The sequence below is a fragment of the Chamaesiphon minutus PCC 6605 genome (assembly GCF_000317145.1).
In the GTDB taxonomy this organism is placed as follows: domain Bacteria; phylum Cyanobacteriota; class Cyanobacteriia; order Cyanobacteriales; family Chamaesiphonaceae; genus Chamaesiphon; species Chamaesiphon minutus.
Map to the genome: position 1 here is coordinate 786,113 of NC_019697.1, position 20,851 is coordinate 806,963.

At 46.9% G+C, this 20,851-nt stretch carries 15 protein-coding genes; 8 read left to right on the top strand and 7 right to left on the bottom strand.

Going from position 1 to position 20,851, the window contains the following annotated elements:
* Positions 1-306 precede the first annotated feature (306 nt).
* Positions 307-1,590 (top strand): lycopene beta cyclase, encoded by a 1,284-nt coding sequence (gene crtL / locus CHA6605_RS03625; protein ID WP_015158193.1) that lies wholly within the window; start codon positions 307-309, stop codon positions 1,588-1,590.
* Between the two features lie 244 nt (positions 1,591-1,834).
* Here crtL and CHA6605_RS03630 read toward each other — a convergent pair whose 3' ends face one another.
* Positions 1,835-3,046 carry an extracellular solute-binding protein gene (locus CHA6605_RS03630; protein ID WP_015158194.1) on the bottom strand — a complete coding sequence of 404 codons (1,212 nt, stop codon included), beginning with the start codon at positions 3,044-3,046 and terminating at the stop codon, positions 1,835-1,837.
* 147 nt (positions 3,047-3,193) lie between these two features.
* A complete protein-coding gene (purD, locus tag CHA6605_RS03635) occupies positions 3,194-4,456 on the bottom strand; it encodes a phosphoribosylamine--glycine ligase (protein ID WP_015158195.1) in 1,263 nt (420 codons plus the stop codon).
* Between the two features lie 156 nt (positions 4,457-4,612).
* Between purD and hisS the strand changes: the two genes are divergently transcribed.
* Both hisS and CHA6605_RS03645 read left to right on the top strand, forming a co-directional pair.
* The gene (gene hisS / locus CHA6605_RS03640) at positions 4,613-5,995 is read left to right on the top strand and encodes a histidine--tRNA ligase (RefSeq protein ID WP_015158196.1); all 1,383 of its coding nucleotides are present in this window, start codon (positions 4,613-4,615) and stop codon (positions 5,993-5,995) included.
* 89 nt (positions 5,996-6,084) lie between these two features.
* Positions 6,085-6,906 carry an Rpn family recombination-promoting nuclease/putative transposase gene (locus tag CHA6605_RS03645; RefSeq protein WP_015158197.1) on the top strand — a complete coding sequence of 274 codons (822 nt, stop codon included), beginning with the start codon at positions 6,085-6,087 and terminating at the stop codon, positions 6,904-6,906.
* 72 nt (positions 6,907-6,978) lie between these two features.
* Here the strand turns inward: CHA6605_RS03645 and CHA6605_RS03650 are convergent, their stop codons facing one another.
* The 5 genes from CHA6605_RS03650 to CHA6605_RS03670 all read right to left on the bottom strand — a co-directional run bounded on the left by CHA6605_RS03650 (position 6,979) and on the right by CHA6605_RS03670 (position 14,250).
* Complete coding sequence (locus CHA6605_RS03650) at positions 6,979-7,173, bottom strand: hypothetical protein (RefSeq protein ID WP_041547522.1); 195 nt, start codon at positions 7,171-7,173, stop codon at positions 6,979-6,981.
* Between the two features lie 8 nt (positions 7,174-7,181).
* Entirely contained in the window at positions 7,182-7,778 is a 597-nt protein-coding gene (locus CHA6605_RS03655; RefSeq protein WP_015158198.1) for a GNAT family N-acetyltransferase, read from the bottom strand.
* A gap of 210 nt (positions 7,779-7,988) precedes the next feature.
* Positions 7,989-9,824: a beta-barrel domain-containing protein gene (locus CHA6605_RS03660; RefSeq protein WP_015158199.1), complete on the bottom strand. Its 1,836-nt coding sequence runs from the start codon at positions 9,822-9,824 to the stop codon at positions 7,989-7,991.
* Between the two features lie 517 nt (positions 9,825-10,341).
* Entirely contained in the window at positions 10,342-13,353 is a 3,012-nt protein-coding gene (locus CHA6605_RS03665) for a peptidase domain-containing ABC transporter (RefSeq protein ID WP_015158200.1), read from the bottom strand.
* A gap of 195 nt (positions 13,354-13,548) precedes the next feature.
* Entirely contained in the window at positions 13,549-14,250 is a 702-nt protein-coding gene (locus CHA6605_RS03670; RefSeq protein ID WP_015158201.1) for a peptidylprolyl isomerase, read from the bottom strand.
* 275 nt (positions 14,251-14,525) lie between these two features.
* Here CHA6605_RS03670 and CHA6605_RS03675 point away from each other — a divergent pair, with 275 nt between their 5' ends.
* The 5 genes from CHA6605_RS03675 (at position 14,526) to CHA6605_RS03695 (ending at position 20,663) form a co-directional block, all read left to right on the top strand.
* Positions 14,526-15,470 carry a class I SAM-dependent methyltransferase gene (locus CHA6605_RS03675; protein ID WP_015158202.1) on the top strand — a complete coding sequence of 315 codons (945 nt, stop codon included), beginning with the start codon at positions 14,526-14,528 and terminating at the stop codon, positions 15,468-15,470.
* Between the two features lie 3 nt (positions 15,471-15,473).
* Positions 15,474-16,325, top strand: a complete 852-nt coding sequence (locus CHA6605_RS03680) for a HEAT repeat domain-containing protein (protein WP_015158203.1) — start codon at positions 15,474-15,476, stop codon at positions 16,323-16,325.
* A 95-nt stretch (positions 16,326-16,420) separates the two neighbouring features.
* Positions 16,421-17,278, top strand: a complete 858-nt coding sequence (locus CHA6605_RS03685; protein WP_015158204.1) for a DUF72 domain-containing protein — start codon at positions 16,421-16,423, stop codon at positions 17,276-17,278.
* A gap of 95 nt (positions 17,279-17,373) precedes the next feature.
* Positions 17,374-17,634 carry a nitrate/nitrite transporter NrtS gene (gene nrtS, locus CHA6605_RS03690; protein WP_015158205.1) on the top strand — a complete coding sequence of 87 codons (261 nt, stop codon included), beginning with the start codon at positions 17,374-17,376 and terminating at the stop codon, positions 17,632-17,634.
* Between the two features lie 296 nt (positions 17,635-17,930).
* Positions 17,931-20,663 (top strand): valine--tRNA ligase, encoded by a 2,733-nt coding sequence (locus CHA6605_RS03695; RefSeq protein ID WP_015158206.1) that lies wholly within the window; start codon positions 17,931-17,933, stop codon positions 20,661-20,663.
* The last annotated feature ends 188 nt before the right edge of the window (positions 20,664-20,851 follow it).

The following is a 20,851-nucleotide window of genomic DNA, read 5'->3' on the forward strand; positions in this document are numbered from 1 at the left end:
TAATCGATCTTGTAAGTTACTAAGCTTTTAATCCTTTCCTACCGAGCGGATCTCAATGTATATCTTCTGCTCAATGTATATCTTCTGCTCATCTGTCTTTATTGGCTCTTTTTTTCTCTACTCTAGCTAATTAATGACATGCCCTAGCGATCGAGTGTTATCTTATCTGGATGCGATTACCGACCGTAGGCTATGCCAACGCGTGTTAAGATGCGATTACCGACCGTAGGCTATGCCAACGAGTAACGGGGAGCGATGCTCGCTTGGGTAAGATCTAAAAGAACGCTATATTTCAAGAACGTTGCTATGTTGGATTTTGATGCGCTGGTAATTGGGTCTGGCCCCGCTGGGACGATAATTGCGGCGGCTTTGGCCGAACGGGGATTAAAAGTCGGCGGACTGACTGCCAGTCCGTTGCGACAAGTCTGGCCGAATACCTATGGCATCTGGCGCGACGAACTCGATGCTCTGGGATTGACGGAATTATTAGGCCATTGTTGGGAAAATTGTGTCTCCTATTTCGGCAAAGGAGAAGTCAATCACGGTCGCGCCTACGGTTTATTTGATAAAGTCAAGCTGCAAAATCATCTGCTGGCCAAATGTGAAACCGGGGGAGTGGAATGGCATCAAGGCAAGGCCACAAATATCGAGCACGATCGCGAACGCTCGATCGTTACTACTAAGGCGGGCGAAATCTTCCGTGCCAGGGTAGTAATCGAGGCCAGCGGCCACGATCCGCTGTTTGTCAAGCGACAAGATCGGGGAGCGGTAGCCTTTCAAACTGCCTATGGTATCGTCGGTCATTTTTCCGTACCCCCCGTCGAGCCGCAACAATTCGTGCATCAGGATTTTCGCAGCGAGCATCTATCGGCCAGCGAGCGCGCCACCGAGCCACCAACTTTTTTATATGCAATGGATTTGGGAGATGATGTCTATTTTGTTGAAGAGACATCGCTGGCAATGTCACCCCCAGTAAGTTTCGAGCTGCTAGAGCGACGCTTGCACCAGCGATTGGCCGCGCGCGGAATTAAGGTTACACAAGTCCACGAGGTCGAACGCTGCATCTTTCCAATGACGCTACCCCTGCCCGATCTCCATCAACCCGTGGTGGCCTTTGGCGGCGCGGCGAGTATGGTACACCCCGCCTCGGGTTATCTGCTCGGGGCAATGCTGCGCCGCGCTCCTGGCTTGGCCGCAGCCATTGCCACCGCACTCCAGGATGCCCGAGCCGAGCCAGCCGCAATCGCAAATACGGCATGGCAAGAGCTATGGAATCCCGATCGTCTGCGTAAGTACTATCTCTATCGATTTGGCTTGGAGAAGCTAATGCGCTTCGATGAAGTGCTGTTAAAACAGCATCTCGATACCTTCTTCAGCCTGCCCCAAAGTCAATGGTCGGGATTTTTGGCCGACACACTATCGACCCCAGAATTGCTAGCAGCGATGGTGCGCTTATTTGCCATCGCACCCAATTCCCTACGCTGGGGTTTGATGCAATTTCCTGGTTTGGAGAGCAATCTCTTCTGGCAATTTATCAGCCTCCAAGCAGCAAAATCGCCGCTAGCTGTTACTTCCAAATCATTAACATAGATTGCTAGTACTATGCGACAGAAATTAACCAACCATTTCTTTCTCCGCTGTCTTGTCTTGTCTTGTCTCGCTGCAAGGTTGCGCTTCCATGGTCGGGAAACCCGACCGGAGCGCATCCGCATAATCCGGGAGGAAGCGATGCAATTGTATGGGCGGGTTTCCCGCCCATACAATTGCATCAAGACAACCTCCCATCTGCGAGCCGCTTCCCGCAAAATAGTAACCTTATTTACGCCGTAAACTACTAGCTAATTACTTTTTGACGAGTTTCTTGCCAGAGTCGATCGAACTGAGCTTTGGTTGTTGGAGATACTGGGTAAATAAATTCGCTTTTATCTAGAACTTCTTTCGACGGTAAAGTTAATAAGTTTTTGCGAACATCGGGCGGAATATCGTTGGGATTGAGATTCGTGAGTAACGGAGCAGCACCGGGTGTCAAGACAGAGATTTGGTTGCTCGATTGTGGCTGCAAACAATGGTCGATCCACTTATTCGATAATTTTAGTCGATTGCTATTGCTAAGTAACGCTCGATTGGCTGGCGATAACTTCGGCGAGAGGGATGGTTGTACCCAGAGATCGGCAGAAATAGCGGTACCAGAACGCGGCACGACCGCGCCAATCTGGGGATTCTTTTGAATCAGTTCGCTCGCATCTAACGACCAGCCGACGGCTACCCAAGTATCGCCGATAACTAGCGGTTGGAGATAATGGTCGGCACTATAAAATTTTACTTGCTGATGGAGTTTGGCGAGTTCTGTTTGGAGATTGAGGACGCGATCGAGATCGGCAGCATTGTAAGAGTAGCCTAACTTTTTCAAGGTCAAACCGATGACTTCACGCGATCGATCTAAGAGCGAAATTCGCTGTCTCAGTTGGGGATTCCACAGGTCTGCCCAATCTTGAGGGAGCGGAATATTGGCTTCGGTTAACTTATCGCGGCGATAGATAATTACCGTCGTTCCCCAGCGATAGGGAACGCCCCAAATTTGTCCGGTAGAACTAGAATTACCGCGCTCGTCCCGCTGGGCTAATTCCCGCCAGCGCGAATCTAATTTACGCCAATTGGTCAGATTGTTGGTGTCGATCGGTTGAATTAATTTCTGCTCGATTGCCCTCGATAACCAGGCATCACCGAGGCTTGTCAGATTGGGAATATATTCAGCACCTTGAGCTGGCGGTACTAGCGGGATCTTCAATCCCTTCGCTTCGGCTGCGCCACTGTTATACCACTCTTGAAGCTGAGTGAGGATATCTTTAAATTGAGTCTCTAACACAAATTCTACGCTAGCATTAGTCGATTCGATCGACTTATTAAACTCATTAACTAATTGCTGTGGCAGAGAGTTTTTGAGTGCTAACAACCGCAACACAGAATGATTGCCATTTTGACAACTAGTTAAGCCACTTCCCAGAGCCAAACTACCAAGGGTGACTAAAAAGGATCTACGGTGCATTTTAGGAAGTGGGGAGAGTGGGAGAGGGGGAGAGTGGGGGAGGGGGGAGGGGGAGACGGGGAGACGGGGAGACGGCGGGACGCTTGCATTCAAATTCGCTATCCACTATCCACTATCCACTATTCACTACCATCTACCCTCTACCCTCTAACTTAACGCTCTTTGAGCGATATCCTGACGATAATACATACCCTCAAAATTAATGGCTTTGACGCCTTGATAGACGCGATCGATCGAGCTGGCAAAATCGGGCGCAATACAGGTGACGCTCAAGACTCTACCGCCATCAGTGACGACGCGATTTTGCTTGAGTTGAGTACCAGCATGAAAAACCAGCGTTCCCTCATTGGTAGCCATATCGATGCCACTAATTACCTTACCGCGCTCGTAATTGCCGGGATAGCCTTGGGCGGCAATTGTCACACAAGTTGCTACTGCTGGTTTCCATTCGATCGGTGGTAGAGCCGCTAGTCGCTGTTCGGTGCAAGCGAGTAATAAATCTACCAGTGGCGTCGCTAATAACGGTAAGATTGCCTGAGTCTCAGGATCGCCAAATCGACAGTTAAATTCTAGTACCTTGGGTTCGCCGCTGGGTGAAATCATCAATCCAGCATACAGGACGCCGCGATAGTCGATGCCTTTGCGCTTGAGCGCGGCCAAAGTTGGGTCTAAAACTTCGTTCTGAACTCGCAGCATTAGAGCTGGTGTTGCTAGCGGTGCTGGTGCATAGGCTCCCATCCCACCCGTGTTAGCTCCCGTATCGCCATCGCCAATGCGTTTGTGATCTTGGGCAGGGAGGAGGGCGCGAACTGTTTTACCATCGGTGAGGGCGATAACCGAGACTTCTTGCCCCGTGACGTATTCTTCAATCAGCAACCTGCCATAATTTTGGGCGAATAATAACTCAACTGCGGTTAACGCCTCGGCTAAAGTTTCGGCAACAATCACACCTTTGCCCCCCGCCAAGCCATCGGCTTTGACAACAATCGGCGCGCCTTGCTGTTCGATATACGCTCGTGCGGTAGTTAAATCGGTAAAAGTGGCCGATTTGGGGGTCGGGATATTGGCATCTTCCATCAGGGCTTTTGCCCAAGTTTTGCTAGACTCAATTTGGGCACCCGCGCGAGTGGGGCCAAATACAGGAATATTCCGATTGTTTAAGTAGTCTACAATCCCGATCGATAGCGGAAATTCTGGGCCGATGACTATCAAGGCAACTCCATTTACTTCGGCAAAGCGCGCAATTCCGCCAAAATCATCGCTTCTAAACGAGAGATTTTGGCAGCGATCCATTGTCGCAGTACCACCATTACCAGGCACACAGAGGACTTGGGTCACTTGAGGAGATTGCAACAATGCCCAGGCGATCGCGTGTTCTCGACCACCATTACCAACTACTAAAATTTTCACCTACGCTAAATTCTCCCTAGACTTGGTTGCTCATCCTTCTGTACACTTTATCATCAGTTGGGAATAGGGAGTGGCGAGCGAGCAACCAGAGAGTTTCGGGGATAATATATACTGGATAGTCTTTGCTTCTCGATCGAATTTTAGCTCTGAACTCCCATGAAAATTAACTTTTCTACTCCCAGCGGCTTTCCAGAATTTTTACCTGGAGAAAAGCGACTCGAACAATACTTAATGGATACGATTCGACGGGTGTATGAGAGTTATGGTTTTACCCCGATCGAAACTCCGGCTGTAGAGCGGCTAGAAGTCCTCCAAGCCAAAGGAAATCAGGGCGACAATATTATTTATGGTTTGCAACCGCTGCTCCCACCCACGCGTCAAAGCGAGCGAGATGAGGCCGGACGGGGCGATACTGGCTCGGAGGCTCGCGCGCTCAAATTCGACCAAACGGTACCGCTAGCGGCTTATATCGCCCGTCACGCGAACGATTTACAGTTTCCGTTTGCTAGGTATCAGATGGATTCGGTATTTCGCGGCGAAAGAGCCAAAGATGGTCGCTATCGACAATTTCGGCAGTGCGATATCGATGTGGTGGGGCGCAAGGAATTGAGCCTGCTGTACGATGCTCAGATGCCTGCAATTATCGCGGAGATTTTCAGTCAGATTCAGATTGGCGATTTTCTGATTCGGATTAATAATCGCAAGGTCTTAACTGGTTTCTTTAGTTCGTTGGGAGTAACGCCCGATCGAATCAAAGCTTGCATTAATATTATCGATACGCTCGAAAAAGTCGGCGTCGATAAAGTATTAGTTGGTTTGGCTGCTCAAGGTTTATCGCCAGAGCGATCGCAACAAGTCATCGATTTTATTAAAATTCAAGGTGATGTCGATCTAGTCCTGGCTGCCCTCAATGAATTTGCCGCTAAATTACCCGATGCCGATCGATTTAAATTAGGAATTGAAGAATTAACTACCGTAATTAATGGCGTGCGGAATCTCGGCGTACCCGACAATTGTTATTGCATCGATCTGTCGATCGCGCGGGGATTGGATTACTATACGGGTACAGTTTATGAAACTACCCTGATCGGGCATGAAGCCCTGGGCAGTATTTGTTCTGGCGGTAGATATGAAGAATTAGTCGGCACCTTTATCGGCGAAAGTATGCCGGGAGTCGGCATTTCGATCGGTCTAACGCGGCTGATTTATCGGTTACTTAAAGCGAATATATTGCAACCATTAGCAGCAACACCCACTCAAGTAATGGTCTTAAATCTCCAAGAAGATTTGATGCCGATCTATCTCCAAGTTTCTCAACAACTACGTCAAGCAGGGATTAACGTCGTCACGGCTTTCGATAAGCGTCCGCTCAAAAAACAATTTGCGCTAGCAGATAAACAAGGGATAACTTTTTGCGTGGTAATTGGCACAGAGGAAGCCGCCAATAACCGCTGTCAGTTGAAAAACATGGCTACTGGCGAACAAGTTGAGGTTTCGATCGACGCTTTGGCTAATGAGGTGAAACAGCAATTGGGTTGATTAAATTAGCGACGATTTCAATTGTCTAATATAACAGACTAATTGGGTATCGGCCAATCCTCCATCAGCCAAGCGAACTACCTTAATTTATGCGTCGCGACTCAATTTTTTATCAACTATTTCGTCAATATCCTGCTCTATTATTTGAGCTAATATCCCAATCACCCGCCCGCTCATCAGAATATATTTTTGATTCAGTCGAGGTTAAGGAAACGGCTTTTAGAATTGATGGGGTATTTATTCCACCAGATCCATCGGGAATAGTTTATCTATGTGAGGTGCAATTTCAACCGGATGAGTTGTTGTATGAAAGAATGCTCAGTGAGATTTCGATTTATACTTATCGCAATCGCGAACGATTTGCCGATTGGCAAGCGGTGGTAATTTATCCGAGTCGAAGTGTCGAACAATCCCGTACTGGCATGGTACGGGAGATGTTAGCTAGCGGAAGAATTGTGCGGGTATATTTGGATGAGTTGGGGGAGATTCCAGAGTTACCAATTGGATTGGGTTTGATGGTGTTGACGACATTAGAGGGAGAGAAGGCTACCCAGTCAGCAATCGGTTTAATCGATCGGGCACGAGGTCGTAGAGATATAATAGACCTAATATCGACGATCGTCGTGTACAAGTTTAGTAATCTAAGTAGAGATGAGGTAGATGCGATGTTAGGTATTGAGTTAGAACAAACTAGAGTTTATCGGGAAGCTAAGGCTGAGGGTTTAGAACTTGGGCGACAGCAAGAGAAAGCATTAGTAATCAAACTTCTTGCTCGAAAGTTGGGGAATCTCTCACCACAAGTTCAGGGCAGGGTTTCAGCATTAGAGATCGAGCGAGTAGAATCTTTAGGTGAAGCTCTATTAGATTTCACTTCAATAGCCGATTTAGAAACTTGGTTGAGCCAAAATTGACGTTCGCTTAGCGTGCCATCAGCAATCGTGGATCGCGGCAGTGGCGATCGATTATTCTTAATATCGATCGATTCAATACCCTCGATCGATTGAGTCTAAATAAATTTGCTCTTCGGTCGATCGCGATCGAATCCAGAAATAGATCGATCGAGTATTATTAATTTTAGATTGAGATGATAATTTATTAAGCTCGATCGATTGAGTGCATTCTTTGATGCGATAGAAATGGCGAAACGATCGCTCCGCTTGGATTAGAGAGGTGGGCACCGAACACCCTACTGGCTAACGCTCACTGGCGATCGCTCAGTCAAACCAAAATCGGACGGGAGAGCTACATAAATCAAATGATCTACCCATCGTTCATTTTCATAATAAAAGCCTCTTCTGACGCATTCTTGCTGTAATCCGACACTTTGAGCGAGCGCGATCGATTGATGATTGTCGAGGTTAATTGCTGCTTCGATGCGATGATATCCTAGCTGCTCGAATCCCGCAATTACAGCAGCCTTAGTCGCCTCTTTCCCAAACCCCTGTCGCCAATATTGGTTGTGGATGCTGTAACCTAAATTAGCCCATTGTTTCTCTTCGCGTTGAATGGTGGAAATATCGACATAGCCGAGATGTCGATCGGTTTGTTTGGAGAAGATCGCAAAAATGTAAGCATAATCGATCGAGGCTTGTTGTTGATGGCGTTGACATAATTCGGCAAACCAATTAGCATCGCAACTGTCTAAACTAATTTGTCCTTCGTCATAGGACGATTGTGAAGGCAATCTCTCGGCATGGCTAGCATACCAAGATTGATAATCATCGGCTGTTTGAGGGCGCAGAATCAGACGGTCGGTTTCAATTTTTAACGTCCATGGTGTCATCGTCACGATCGAATCTAGGCTAATTATGGCAATTACTTTAATAAGCAGATCGTAGGGTGCGTTATGCTACTGCGATCGCACACCGAAGATATTAAACTAAGTAGCTAGGCATAAATATTTATTAGAGAATAAATTATGTGAAACTTATGAGGTGGGCACTGCCCACCCTCCGGGGGATTACTAATAACCCAATTCTCAATTCTCAATTAATTAACGAACTGTTTTAAGTGCGTCTTCTTGTTTGAGCACCATGTCGGTAAAGATGCTCATTACCGTGCGATTGCGGAGCTTAATATTAGCATTAAGAGCTAAACCTGATTGGAGTGCAGTTTCTTTGCCCTTAATCTTCATACTTTGCCGTTCGAGCTGAATGATCGCTGGAAAACGATCGTATGGGTAGGCTTGGTCTGCGGGGAGTGCGTCAGAACCGATCGAGACTATCTTACCTTTAACATCGCCAAATTCGCTAAAGTTAAAGGTATCGAGGCGGACATCGACTGGCATTCCTGTTTTGACAAAACCGATATCTTTGTTGCTGATAAATACCTTGGCATTTAAGGTGGTATCGGGGACAATTTTGAGAACTGGTTCGCTAGTTGTGGCGACAAATCCAGGGGTACCAGCCTTAAGTTCAAAGATCTTGCCGCTGACGGGAGCGACGATATCTTGATACTTGAGATTCATTTTGGCTTGACTGATTTGGGTATTGATATCGGCAATTTTGCGATCGATCTCGACGATGGTTTTATTTAGTTGACCGTCAATTTCAGCAATCTGTTTGTCGTTGGCTGCAATTCTGGTAAATAATTCTTTCTTGGATGTTGCTGCACTATTTTTGAGTTTTTCGCGACTTTGGTTGGTCGCCATAGTTAAGCGATTGTATTCGCGATCGAGTTGGCTGATTTCTTGCTGATTTTTCTTGATTTGTTGTTGTTGATTTTGGATTTCTAGGCGAGCGGTGGCGATTAATTCTTGCTCGTCTTGTTGGAGTTTGCGATAGCGATCTTCGAGTTGTGCGACTTCGCTCTGACGTGCTGTAACTTCTTGTTCTTGTTTGAGCACCTGATTCCGTGACAGTGCGCCAGCAGCACCCGCAGGTCTTAAGTTTTCGAGAATTGCTTGGTTGCTACTGGTCAAACTTTGAGCGGCTTGAAATTGCGTGCGATTTTCGGCCATTTGGGCGGCGATTTGCGATCGTTTGGCAGTAGTTTTGGCATTAATATTGGCGATCACAGCCTGACTATCAACGAGCAATTCGCTCAAGCCTGCCCGTTTACCGCGATTTTCGCGCATTTGATTGTCGAATTGACCGACTTCTAGTTGACCGGAATTCAGGCGCGAGGCGAGTTCGGCGCGGCTAGATTGAAGTCGTTGGCGTTGTTCGGAGTCGAGGTTTGCGAGGTCGGTACCGTTGAGTTCGGAACGGTAGAGTTGATTTTCGGCGACGATGGAGCTGCGGCTTTTGGTGAGGGCGAGGATTTCGGGGCGAACGTTGAGTTTGGCGAGATCTTGGGTGCTGACATTACTAACGCCTTGGCGAAGCAAGCTCTGATAGAAGCGGCTCTCGGCGGTGAGGGATTCGAGGTTTTTTTGGAGGGAGGCAAGGGTGGTTTTGGGGACGCTCGATTCTAGGCTCAATAATTTTTGTCCGGCGGTAACTTTGTCGCCTTCTTTGACGGCTACTTCTTTGACGACACCACCAACGGGAACCTGAACGTCTTTGACTTTATCTGTGGGTTCGAGTTTGCCTTGGACACTGACGGTTTCTTCGAGGGGTGCGACGCAAGCCCAAGCGACCAAACCTGTGGTGATACCGAGGATCGTCCAGACGATGCCCCGCGACCAAGTGCGGGATTGTTGGAAGACGACTGATTGCTCGATGCCGCCGGATTGGTAGGTTTCCATTTGGGCGCGTTCGGCTTTACTGAGTCCGCCACCGGGTTCGGGTTCGATTTTGCGTTTGGCAACTTTGCTGAGGTCGCTAGGGCTGTTAGATCTAACGATGTCGCTGTGGCGGGAGTTACGATCTGGGTCGGGAGTATTCATGGCGGGGAGAGGATTTAATTGAAGATGTTAAGACGTAGGAAGTAGTGGCGCGACCGGACTAAAACTGTGGGTAAAGTCCCAGTAGGGCGATCGCTGCCCACTACAAGGATTTCAGGCATAATCTATCTTCTAAATAATTAAACTTAGCTACTTAGATTTTAGTTGAATCGATCGAGTAGAAAGATCGTAAATTCATTTCATTTTAGGTTTTAGTTGGTAGGCGATCTAGGGAAAAGATAATAACTTTGTTTTAAGTTTTGGTTAAGACTCGATCGCATATTCTTAATCTTCCTCATTTAATCTTTAATCTTTCCCCTTTTCCCTAAAGCCTAAAGCCTAACACCTAACACCTAAAGCCTAAAGCCTAAAGCCTAAAGCCTAACACCTAACACCTAAAGCCTAAAGCCTAAAGCCTAAAGCCTAACACCTAACACCTAAAGCCTAAAGCCTAAAGCCTAACACCTAACACCTAAAGCCTAAAGCCTAAAGCCTAAAGCCTAAAGCCTAACCCTAAAGCCTAACCCTGAGATTCTTGTTGTTGGTAAAGACAGTAATATCGACCTTTTAAGGCCATCAATTCTTGATGAGTGCCGCGTTCGACGATCGATCCTTTATCCATCATCAAGATCGTAGCTGCATTTTTAATCGAATTCAAGCGGTGGGTGACAAAAAAGACGGTCTGGTGTCGAAATGTTTGGGCTAGGTTCAGACAAACTTGGCGTTCGCTGTCGTAGTCGAGGGCACTTGTAGCCTCATCTAAGATTAACATACGCGGTTTCTGTAACACTGCCCGGGCGATCGCAATGCGTTGGCGTTGTCCGCCCGAAAGAGCCGCCCCGCGCTCCCCCACTTTAGTATTGTACCCGCTGGGCAGCTCCATAATGAAGTCATGGGCGGCGGCAACCTGGGCAGCGGCGATAACATCTTCAGATGTAGCATCGGGGTCGGCGATCGCGATATTTTCTTGGACGGTGCCGCTAAATAGCAGTGTGTCCTGCAATACCATCCCAATTTGTTGGCGGTAGGAATAGAGTTCGGTTTTACTAATATCATATTTGTCGATGATAATTCGACCGGAATTAAGCTCATAGAGGCGGGGAATGAGTTTCATTAAAGTACTCTTACCAGAACCACTTAAACCCACTATCCCGACAAACTGTCCGGCGGCAAATTCAGCATTCAGATTGATTAGTTGGTTGACATTACTACCTGGGAAACTAAAGGTGAGGTTTTCGATTTTGACATGTCCCTGAATCAGAGGCATGGTAATGTTATTGATGTTATCTGCATCTACTTCTGGTTGAGCATCCAGGATATCGCTCAACCGTTCGATCGACAGGGCTGTTTCCTGAAAGTTTTGCCACAATTGCACGAGTCGGAGCAAGGGTTGAGTGGTATAACCAGCAATAATCCGGAAGGCAATTAATTCACCTAGGGTGAGGTGTTTATCTAATACTAAATAGGTACCTACCCACAATAGCAATAGCCCAGATAGTTTATTAAGGAAACCACTAATCGAACTGGCGGTATTCGATGTCAGTGCGGTTTTAAATCCCGCACTCACGTAGCGGGCGTATTTAGTTTGCCATTGCCAACGCGATCGCAATTCGATGTTTTGGGCTTTAATTGTTTGAATCCCGCCGATGACTTCGACGAGATAGGATTGAGATTCGGCATTGCGTTCGGCTTTGGTACGCAGTTGGCCGCGCACGATCGGTGAAACAATCCAAGTCAGTAGGATAAAAGCGGGTAATGTGGCTAGAGCAATAATTGTCAGCAACCAACTATAAGCCAACATCACGCCGATATATATTACCGAAAAGATCGCATCGAGGACGACTGTGAGGGCGGTTCCGGTGAGAAATTGGCGGATATTTTCGAGTTCGTTAATGCGGGTGGCGAGTTCGCCGACGGGACGCTTTTCAAAATATTTGAGCGGCAATCGAAATAATCGATCGATTATTTGCGAGCCTAATGTCAGATCGATGCGGTTGGTGGTATCGACAAATAAGTTCGTTCGCAGGGTGGATAAAATAGCTTCGACGATCGCCAGTACGATTAGTAAGGTACCAAAAGTATTCAGCGTACTGACACTATTGCCACCGATAACTTTATCGATAATTAACTGCGTCAATAATGGATTTGCCAGTCCGAACAGTTGGACGAATAATGATGCAATTAAAACTTCGACTAATACTTGTTTGTGTTTTTGGATGGCGGGAATAAACCAACGCATTCCAAATTTGGTTTGCGGTGAATTATTACTGCGGTGGAGTAACAATACTTCGCCATCATTGCCCCAAAGTTCGGAAAAAGTAGCGAGTTTCAATCGGCGAATGCCAGTGGCGGGGATGGCCAGCGTCAGCTCCTGTGGCTTAATCTGATAGACGATCGCAAAACTGTCGTCCCAAGGAATCAGCAGGGGAACTTGGAGCTTGTGGATGGCTGTGGCGGGAATTTTGACCATCTGTGCGTTGATACCGATCAGTTCGGCGATCGCGCCAGCTAGTTGCAGCGGTACACTACTATTATTCGTAAGCTGATTTTTGAGCAATCGATCGACCACATCCGGTCGAAACGGGACTTGCAAATACTTACACAGCATCTTCAAGCAAGCGATCGTCCCGCCTAATGGCCCTCTACCCTTGAAGATCGGGTAATTATTGCGTCTGCCGTGCGGGGGATTGTCTTCGACTCGATCGGCTGCTACAGGGCGATCTGGTGCGTAAGGAATGCCCAAGGCAGTGGGTGAAAATTCACTCGGCTCGTCAGTAATTTCCAGATCGAGATCGTCCGCCGTCACTACAACTTCCAGCCGAGGAACGCCTACCAATCGGGCTAAATTGGGCTTTCTAATCTCTAAAACTGAATTAGGTGCGGTTTGGAGATCGAGACAACTCCCCACGGGATAATCGCTAATTTCGCCACTACTGACAAACCAACTGCGCTCCAAATCGAGATCGGCAATTCGCAATTTACCTGGGGAGAGATTGCGAATCGTGGCTCTTGTCGCAAGTTTGAGTGCAAATTCGCGCAAATCTTTGGCACCGAACGAGCGCATTAACAGATCGGGATCTGGGCAAGTTTGGAGATATCGAGCGACCAGATCGTAAACTTCGATCGCGGGAGTACCGTAATAAAATAATGCCTCTAATTGTGGCGTCCGATCGATTAATTGGCGAAAATCCGCAACCGGAACCCGAACGCATACCGCCTCTGTCGAAGCAATTGCCGTCTCGCAAGCGCACTGTCGTAGTACCCCCGTCCAACCCAAGATTTCTCCTTTTTCCAACAGTTGCAGCGTCGTGGGCAGTCGATCGAGTGGATTGTATGCGATCAGCCGAATTTGACCCGAATAGACGATAATAATCCGATCGGGCATCTGCTCTGGCATCAGTACTGTCTGCCCCATCCGATAGCGAATGAATTCAGATCGATCGGTTAAAGTTGCTAATTCTGCTATCGATAACTGGGCAAATGGCAGTAGATTTGCATAAAAATCGCGGATCTTAGTTTGAGAAGAATTCATTTAGACTAGTTGGCGTAACAATTGACTCACTCGATCGATAACACCCAAGTTTGGAAAAATGCTATCAGATTCTCGCTCGATTGTCTGTGATTTAGGGAATAGGGAATAGTGGATAGTGGATAGTGGACAGAAAGTTTAAACGCAAGCGTCCTTTTCTAGCTCTCCCCCCCTCTCCCCCTCTTAAGCACCACCCATTTACACTTGTGCTTGCAGCCAGGTTTGGAATAATTCATCGATCAGCCGCTGGCGCATGGGTTCGTCTAATTGAGCGGGGATGAGTCGTTCGGGACGAACGATGACATACCATGGTTCTAACAACACTGGCGGACATACTGTTCCCATGGGTTGAGTAGAGATCAGCTCGGCGATAACTGGATGTGGCGTACCTAGCTCTACTGGACCGATTAAGCCGCCAGTTTGCGCTTCGGCACCTTGCGAATATTCACGCGCGAGTTCGGCAAATGTTTGCTCGCCATCGATCGATCGAAAATAGATTTCTTGCGCGATACCCAAATCGCTCGTCCGAATTAATGAATAAATTGCTTTATCTAATTTTGCTTTGCGTTTGAGAAAATAAGATTCGGTTTTATTGCCCCAAGTTTGTTGTTTGAATTTCTCGATTTTAAAATTACGCTCGGCAATTTCTGTCAATTGGTGACGCTCTAAATGATAGAGCGCGAGCCATTCTTCCAGTCGTTCTTCCGATGTCAAACCCTCGCGATCGTAAAGTTGTTTGAGTGCGGCAATTCGATCGCCATCACTACATTCAATATCGGCAATAGCTCGATCGATCGCTAGTTCGCGTACCAGCCTTGGCAACAGTTGGTATCTTCTCAGCAGCGGTAATAGCTCTGCTTGCGATACTGAAATATTCCCAATTTGCAAGAATTCAGTCACTTGAATTTTGGATTGACGATTTTGGATTGCAGACTAAATGCCTAACAGCTTGAAAATTCTCGTTGGCTGGCTACATCAGTGATTATGCCCTAGAAAAATAGGAGAGCGATCGTCACGTCATCTACACTATCTAGCCAATCCGTTCCCCCTTACCCCTTCCCCCTCTTCCAATAAATCGAACCGCTCGTCATAAATGCAGGAGCACCCTCGATCGACTTAACCGCTCAGTAGTTATAGAATAGAGAACTACAGCCAAAAAATATTTAAATCCTTTTATGACAACGACGATCGCACCTACAGATCGCCTGGTGAGCCAATTAGTCAATAGCTTACTCGGCATTAAACCCCTCGCCAAATTTGCCAAAGATCGCGCGCGGAACTTGATTATTAAACGGGCTGAGGCGATCGGGGTAGCTTGGCGGGATGAAGTAAAGTTTTTGCGATCGCGCGGCGGTGAGGCGGCATTTTCGCCGCAGTGGGAAGCAGATTTAGCCCAGATTACCAACCCCGCTCTCAAATATCCTGAATATTACCTGACCTCTTTTCATGCTTACGATCGCGGCAATATGAGTTGGGATGCCGCGATGGAGGTAGAAGTCGCCGCCTATTCGGTTCATGCCAAAATCTTTGCCGAAACGGGCAAAACTGGCGACGCGCAACTGCGCCAAAGTTATCACGATCTAGTTACTAAAGCTCTGGCGACACCGCCCGAACGGATTCTCGATATCGGTTGCAGCGTCGGGATGAGTACGTTTGCCATGCAGGAAGTCTATCCCCAGGCGCATGTCACTGGTTTAGATCTATCCCCCTATTTCCTGTCGATCGCCAATTATCGCGCCCAGCAGACACAAGCGCAACAAATCGACTGGGTTCATGCCGCTGGCGAAGCCACTGGCTTACCCGCACAGAGCTACGATCTGGTATCGCTATTTCTGATTTGTCACGAGCTACCCCAATCCGCCACGCGCGAGATTTTCCAAGAAGCCAAACGCCTGCTCAAACCGGGCGGACACATTGCGATTATGGATATGAATCCCGCATCGGAAATCTACTCGCAGATGGCACCGTATATCTTGACACTGCTCAAAAGTACCGAACCCTATCTCGATCGCTATTTTACGCTAGACATATCGCAAGCCCTCATCGATGCTGGTTTTGAGGCTCCGACAATTACCCCCAACACGCCGCGCCACCGCACGGTAATTGCTAAAGTCAAATAAGACATGTTAACGATCGATCCGAGAACTACAGCGGAATTAATTCAGCTTGCATTACTCGCCCCTGAAGAAGATGACGATTATTTGCAAGAACGCTGGCATTTTATTTATCTACTTCAGTGCCGAGGAGATCGAGAGGTGCTCGATCGATCGTTAAAACTTACCCAAAGTTCGATCTTAGAAGAGAGAAATTTGGGTATTAATATTTTGGGACAATTAGGCGTTCCCGATCGAACTTTTCCTAATGAGTGTTTGACTGCACTATTAGGCTTGCTTGAAGTGGAATTCGATCCGCTCATTTTGCGAGATATTTGTATCGCTTTGGGACACCTCGACGATCCGCGATCGAGCGAGCCGCAACTGAAATTTTGTCTCCATCCCGATTGGGAAGTTCGCTATGGTGTAGTTAATGGCTTAAGCGGACATGATGACGAACGTGCAATTGCCGGATTGATTGGTTTGTCAGCAGATGTTTGTCCATTAGTTCGTAATTGGGCAACCTTTGGGTTGGGAACTTTAATTGAAGTAGATACACCAGCGATTCGCTCGGCACTCTATCGACGCTTTCTCATCGAAGATAGTGAAGATGATGAAACAGCAGAAATTTATGGCGAAGCATTAGTCGGACTAGCAAATCGTAAAGACACCAGAATTCTGTCGCGAGTTAGGCAGGAACTAATGTCCGATCGGGTTAGCAAGTTAGCGATCCAGGCGGCGGAAGCTTTAGCTGACAAGCGATTATATCCAGCTTTGTTGAAGTTGCAAACCTGGTGGCAGCCTGCGAGCGATTTAGAAGATGCAATTGCTGCTTGTAGTCCTAATTGTGAGGGTAATTCCACTGAAGAAACGATCGGTTAGAACCCAATCCGGCAATAGATTTTACAAGTGCCAGCTAGAATTGTCCGATCGATTTAATTGATAATAGAACTAATTCCATTAATTGGACTTATTTTATGCCCCTGTCGATCGGTTGTGCTGTGTGGTCTTATCCTGGTTGGGTAGGAGAAGTTTATCCACCCAAAACGCCCTCAAAGGAATTTTTGCGCCTCTATAGCCATCATTTTCCCGCAGTAGAGGGGAATACGACCTTTTATGCTACACCCGATCGCGCGACAATCGATCGTTGGATCGCGCAAACCTCCGCTGGCTTCAAATTCTGTCTCAAATTTCCCCGCGCGATTACTCACAATGGATCGCTCGTACCTTACCTCCCTCAAGCGCAAGCATTTATTACTCAAATGCAGGAATTGGGGGACAAGTTGGGGGTGATGTTTATTCAATTACCACCGCATTATTCACCTAGCAACAGATTTTCAGATTTAAGTAACTTTCTCTCACAGCTACCGCGTCGAGATGTGGCAATTGCCCTAGAAGTTCGCCATCTAGATTGGTTCGATTCGCCCCATGCAGAGCGGTTGACTGAGTTGTTGACTAGATTGGGTGTCGGACGAGTTATTCTCGATTCTCGCCCGATTTATGAGGCAGATAAAAGCGGCGAAGCGATCGTAGAATGCAAGAAACCGCGCGTCCCGCTCGATCTCAGTCTGACAGCACCTTTTACGCTGATTAGATACGTTTCTCATCCCGTGCGATCGGCAAATCTCATCTGGCTAGCAGGATGGACGCATCAAATTCAAACCTGGTTGGAGCGAGATACTCAAGTATACATATTCGTGCATTGTCCGATCGAGGCTCGATCGCCAATTAATGCGCGTTATTTACACGATATTTTTACTCGATCGGGTATTTCACTGGCACCATTACCATCACCATTTAGCGACGATTCCCCAGTGCAATTAAACTTATTTTAATCGACGATCGAACTACAGTATATTTGTCCGTGACGAACAGTTATAAATTACTTCTATTTGGTACATTATTGACTATTATTAGTTAATTAGCCACCATGCTCAAAAGATATCTAGCCAGTCTAGTCGATCCTGAATTTATGTCTACGGGATTAAAGACAGCCTTGCTGGTTGGCTCGTTACTATTTATCATCAATCATGGGCTAGCACTATTACGCGGCGAAATGACTAGCGAACGCTGGATTTCGGTGGTGATTACTTACCTGATGCCTTACTTGGTAAATGTATACGGACAATTTAGCTACCGTCGTAAGTTCGCACTGCGGAAAAATAGTGAGTTTACATCGAGTCGATCTTAACCAGAATTTAAAAAATCGGGTTTGTCGCAAAAAATTAGGGTAGGGGCAATTCATCAATTGCCCCTACCCTAATTTTTGTGAATCGGATGATTTACTAATTACCAGCTATTGCGGTGGCAATATCTTCACGCGTGGCTCCAAGTGCTAATAATGATTTAATTAATAGATCGATAAACCGATTACCAATTCACTCAATCTTTGGACCAGCTTCAAACCCGGTCTTCTAGGTGCCCAATAACTACCGCTTATAATATGTCACAATCGTAGATAGTGACAAATCGACGCATCATCATCCCATGACAGCAAATCTACCCCCCCAGTACGACGCAAAGACAACCGAAGCCAAATGGCAACAGATTTGGGAAACCAACCAAACCTATAAAGTCGATCCGGCTAAAGGTGGGAAACCATTTTGTATCGTCATTCCGCCGCCAAACGTGACGGGAAGTTTGCACTTGGGACATGCTTTTGAAAGCTCCCTTATCGATGCGTTGATTCGGTACCATCGGATGTGCGGAGACAATACGCTGTTTCTACCTGGGACGGATCATGCGAGTATTGCGGTGCAGACGATCCTAGAAAAGCAGCTTAAAGCTGAGGGTAAGACTCGCTATGATGTCGGACGCGAGAAATTTCTAGAGCGCGCCTGGGAATGGAAGGCGGAGTCGGGTGGGACGATTGTCAATCAGCTCAAGCGGATGGGTGTTTCGGCAGATTGGACGCGGGAACGGTTTACGCTGGATGAGGGGTTATCGGCGGCGGTATTAGAGGCATTTGTACGGCTGCATCGGGATGGGTTAATTTATCGGGGACAGTATTTAGTCAACTGGTGTCCGGCTTCGCAATCGGCGGTGTCAGATTTGGAAGTTGAAAATAAGGAAACCAATGGTAATTTGTGGTATTTCCGTTATCCTTTAAGCGATGGTTCGGGATACATTGAAGTTGCGACTACGCGCCCGGAAACGATGTTGGGAGATACTGCTGTAGCCGTCAATCCGAAGGATGAAAGATATCAGCATCTGATTGGGAAAACGCTCACGCTGCCGATTGTAGGACGCGAAATTCCGATCGTCGGTGATGATTTTGTCGAGGCTGAATTTGGGACGGGTTGTGTAAAAGTTACTCCCGCACACGATCCGAATGACTTTGCCATGGGTAAACGTCACAATTTGCCCTTAATTAATATTATGAACAAAGACGGCACTCTCAATGAGAATGCTGGCGAATTTAACGGGCAAGAAAGATTTGCGGCGCGGCGAAATATTGTTGCTAAATTAGAAGAACTGGGTAATTTAGTTAAAATAGAAGCTTATAAACATACCGTACCTTATAGCGATCGCGGGAAAGTTCCCGTCGAGCCATTATTATCGACGCAATGGTTTGTCAAAATTCGCCCGATGGCGGATAACTGTCTAGAGCATTTAGATAACCAGAACTCGCCTGATTTTGTCCCGCAACGTTGGGGGAAAGTATATCGCGATTGGTTAGTCAAATTGCAAGATTGGTGCATCTCACGGCAATTGTGGTGGGGACATCAGATTCCAGCTTGGTATGCTGTCAGCGAATCTGGGGGAGAGATAACCGATAATACGCCTTTCTTCGTTGCTAAAAATGAAGAAGAAGCAAAAGCGCAGGCGATCGAACAGTTCGGTGCAGATGTAAAATTAGTTCGCGATCCTGATGTATTGGATACTTGGTTTTCGTCTGGATTATGGCCATTTTCGACTTTAGGTTGGCCGGAAAATACGGCAGATTTAGAGGCTTATTATCCGACTTCTACATTGGTAACTGGCTATGACATTATCTTTTTCTGGGTGGCGCGGATGACGATGATGGCTGGATATCTGACGGGAAAAATGCCCTTCAAAGATGTCTACATTCACGGCTTGGTGCTAGATGAAAATGGTAAGAAACAGTCGAAGTCTGCGAATAATGGTATCGATCCATTATTACTGATCGATAAATACGGTACCGACGCGCTCCGCTACACCTTAGTCCGCGAAGTTGTCGGTGCGGGACAAGATATTCGGATTCAATACAACCGCAAAACCGACGAATCAGAATCTGTCGAAGCCAGCCGGAATTTTACCAATAAAATCTGGAATGCGGCGCGATTTGTAATGATGAACTTTGAAACTTCAGAGTTTAAGATTGACTCAAATAATTTAACGACTCCCGCGATCGAATCTCTAGAAGTAGCCGATAAATGGATTCTCTCGCGCTTTCATCAAACCGTCGAGCAAACCCGCGATTATATCGATCGATATGGCTTGGGCGAAGCAGCAAAAGGCTTGTATGAATTCTTCTGGGGTGACTTCTGCGACTGGTATATCGAGTTAGTCAAATCGCGTCTACAAGAAGGTGCCGATCCTCAGAGTAAATTAGTCGTACTGCAAACTTTAGCATTTGTCTTAGATGGCATTCTTAAATTATTGCATCCATTTATGCCGCACGTTACGGCAGAAATTTGGCAAACATTAAGCGAGAGTGACGAAAGAAATGATATCTCGATCCAACCATATCCTACTAGCGATCTATCTCTCATTAATCCCGAACTCGATCGTGAATTCGATCTACTCATCGGTGCGACGCGGACGATTCGCAATCTGCGTGCAGAAGCCGATCTCAAACGCGCGATTAAAGTCTCGATTATTCTGCAAAGCGATAGCGCAGCCGAACGCGAAATATTAGAGCGCGGCAAAACTTATCTGTGCGATTTAGCTCAAATTGAGAATCTAACGATCGTCGATAAATTAGCAGAAGAACCTACACAATCGATCGCAAGTGTCTTTGCGACGGTGCAAATTATTCTACCGCTAACTGGCGTCGTCGATCTCGAAGCTTTCAAAGCCAAAATTCAGAAGAAGATCGATAAAATAGATAAAGAAATTGAATCGATTAGCGGTCGGTTAAATAATGCCAAATTTATCGAACGCGCCACGCCAGAAGTAGTGCAACAAACTAAGGATATGTTAGCCGAAGCCGAGAAACAAAAAGAAATCTTACAACAGAGACTAAACCAGTTCTAATCTAAAATCTGCCCTCACCCCCAACCCCTCTGTCTTGTCTTGCTAAACCGTCGGGAGACAAAGGCGTGCGCGCTGAGGTTTCCGTCTAGCGACACACCGAGATCCGCTCGTTTACAGCGTGCGTTGCACCAAGCAAGCGAGACAAGACAGAGGGGAGCCGGAGCCGCAGGATTTGGCGGGGTGAGGGC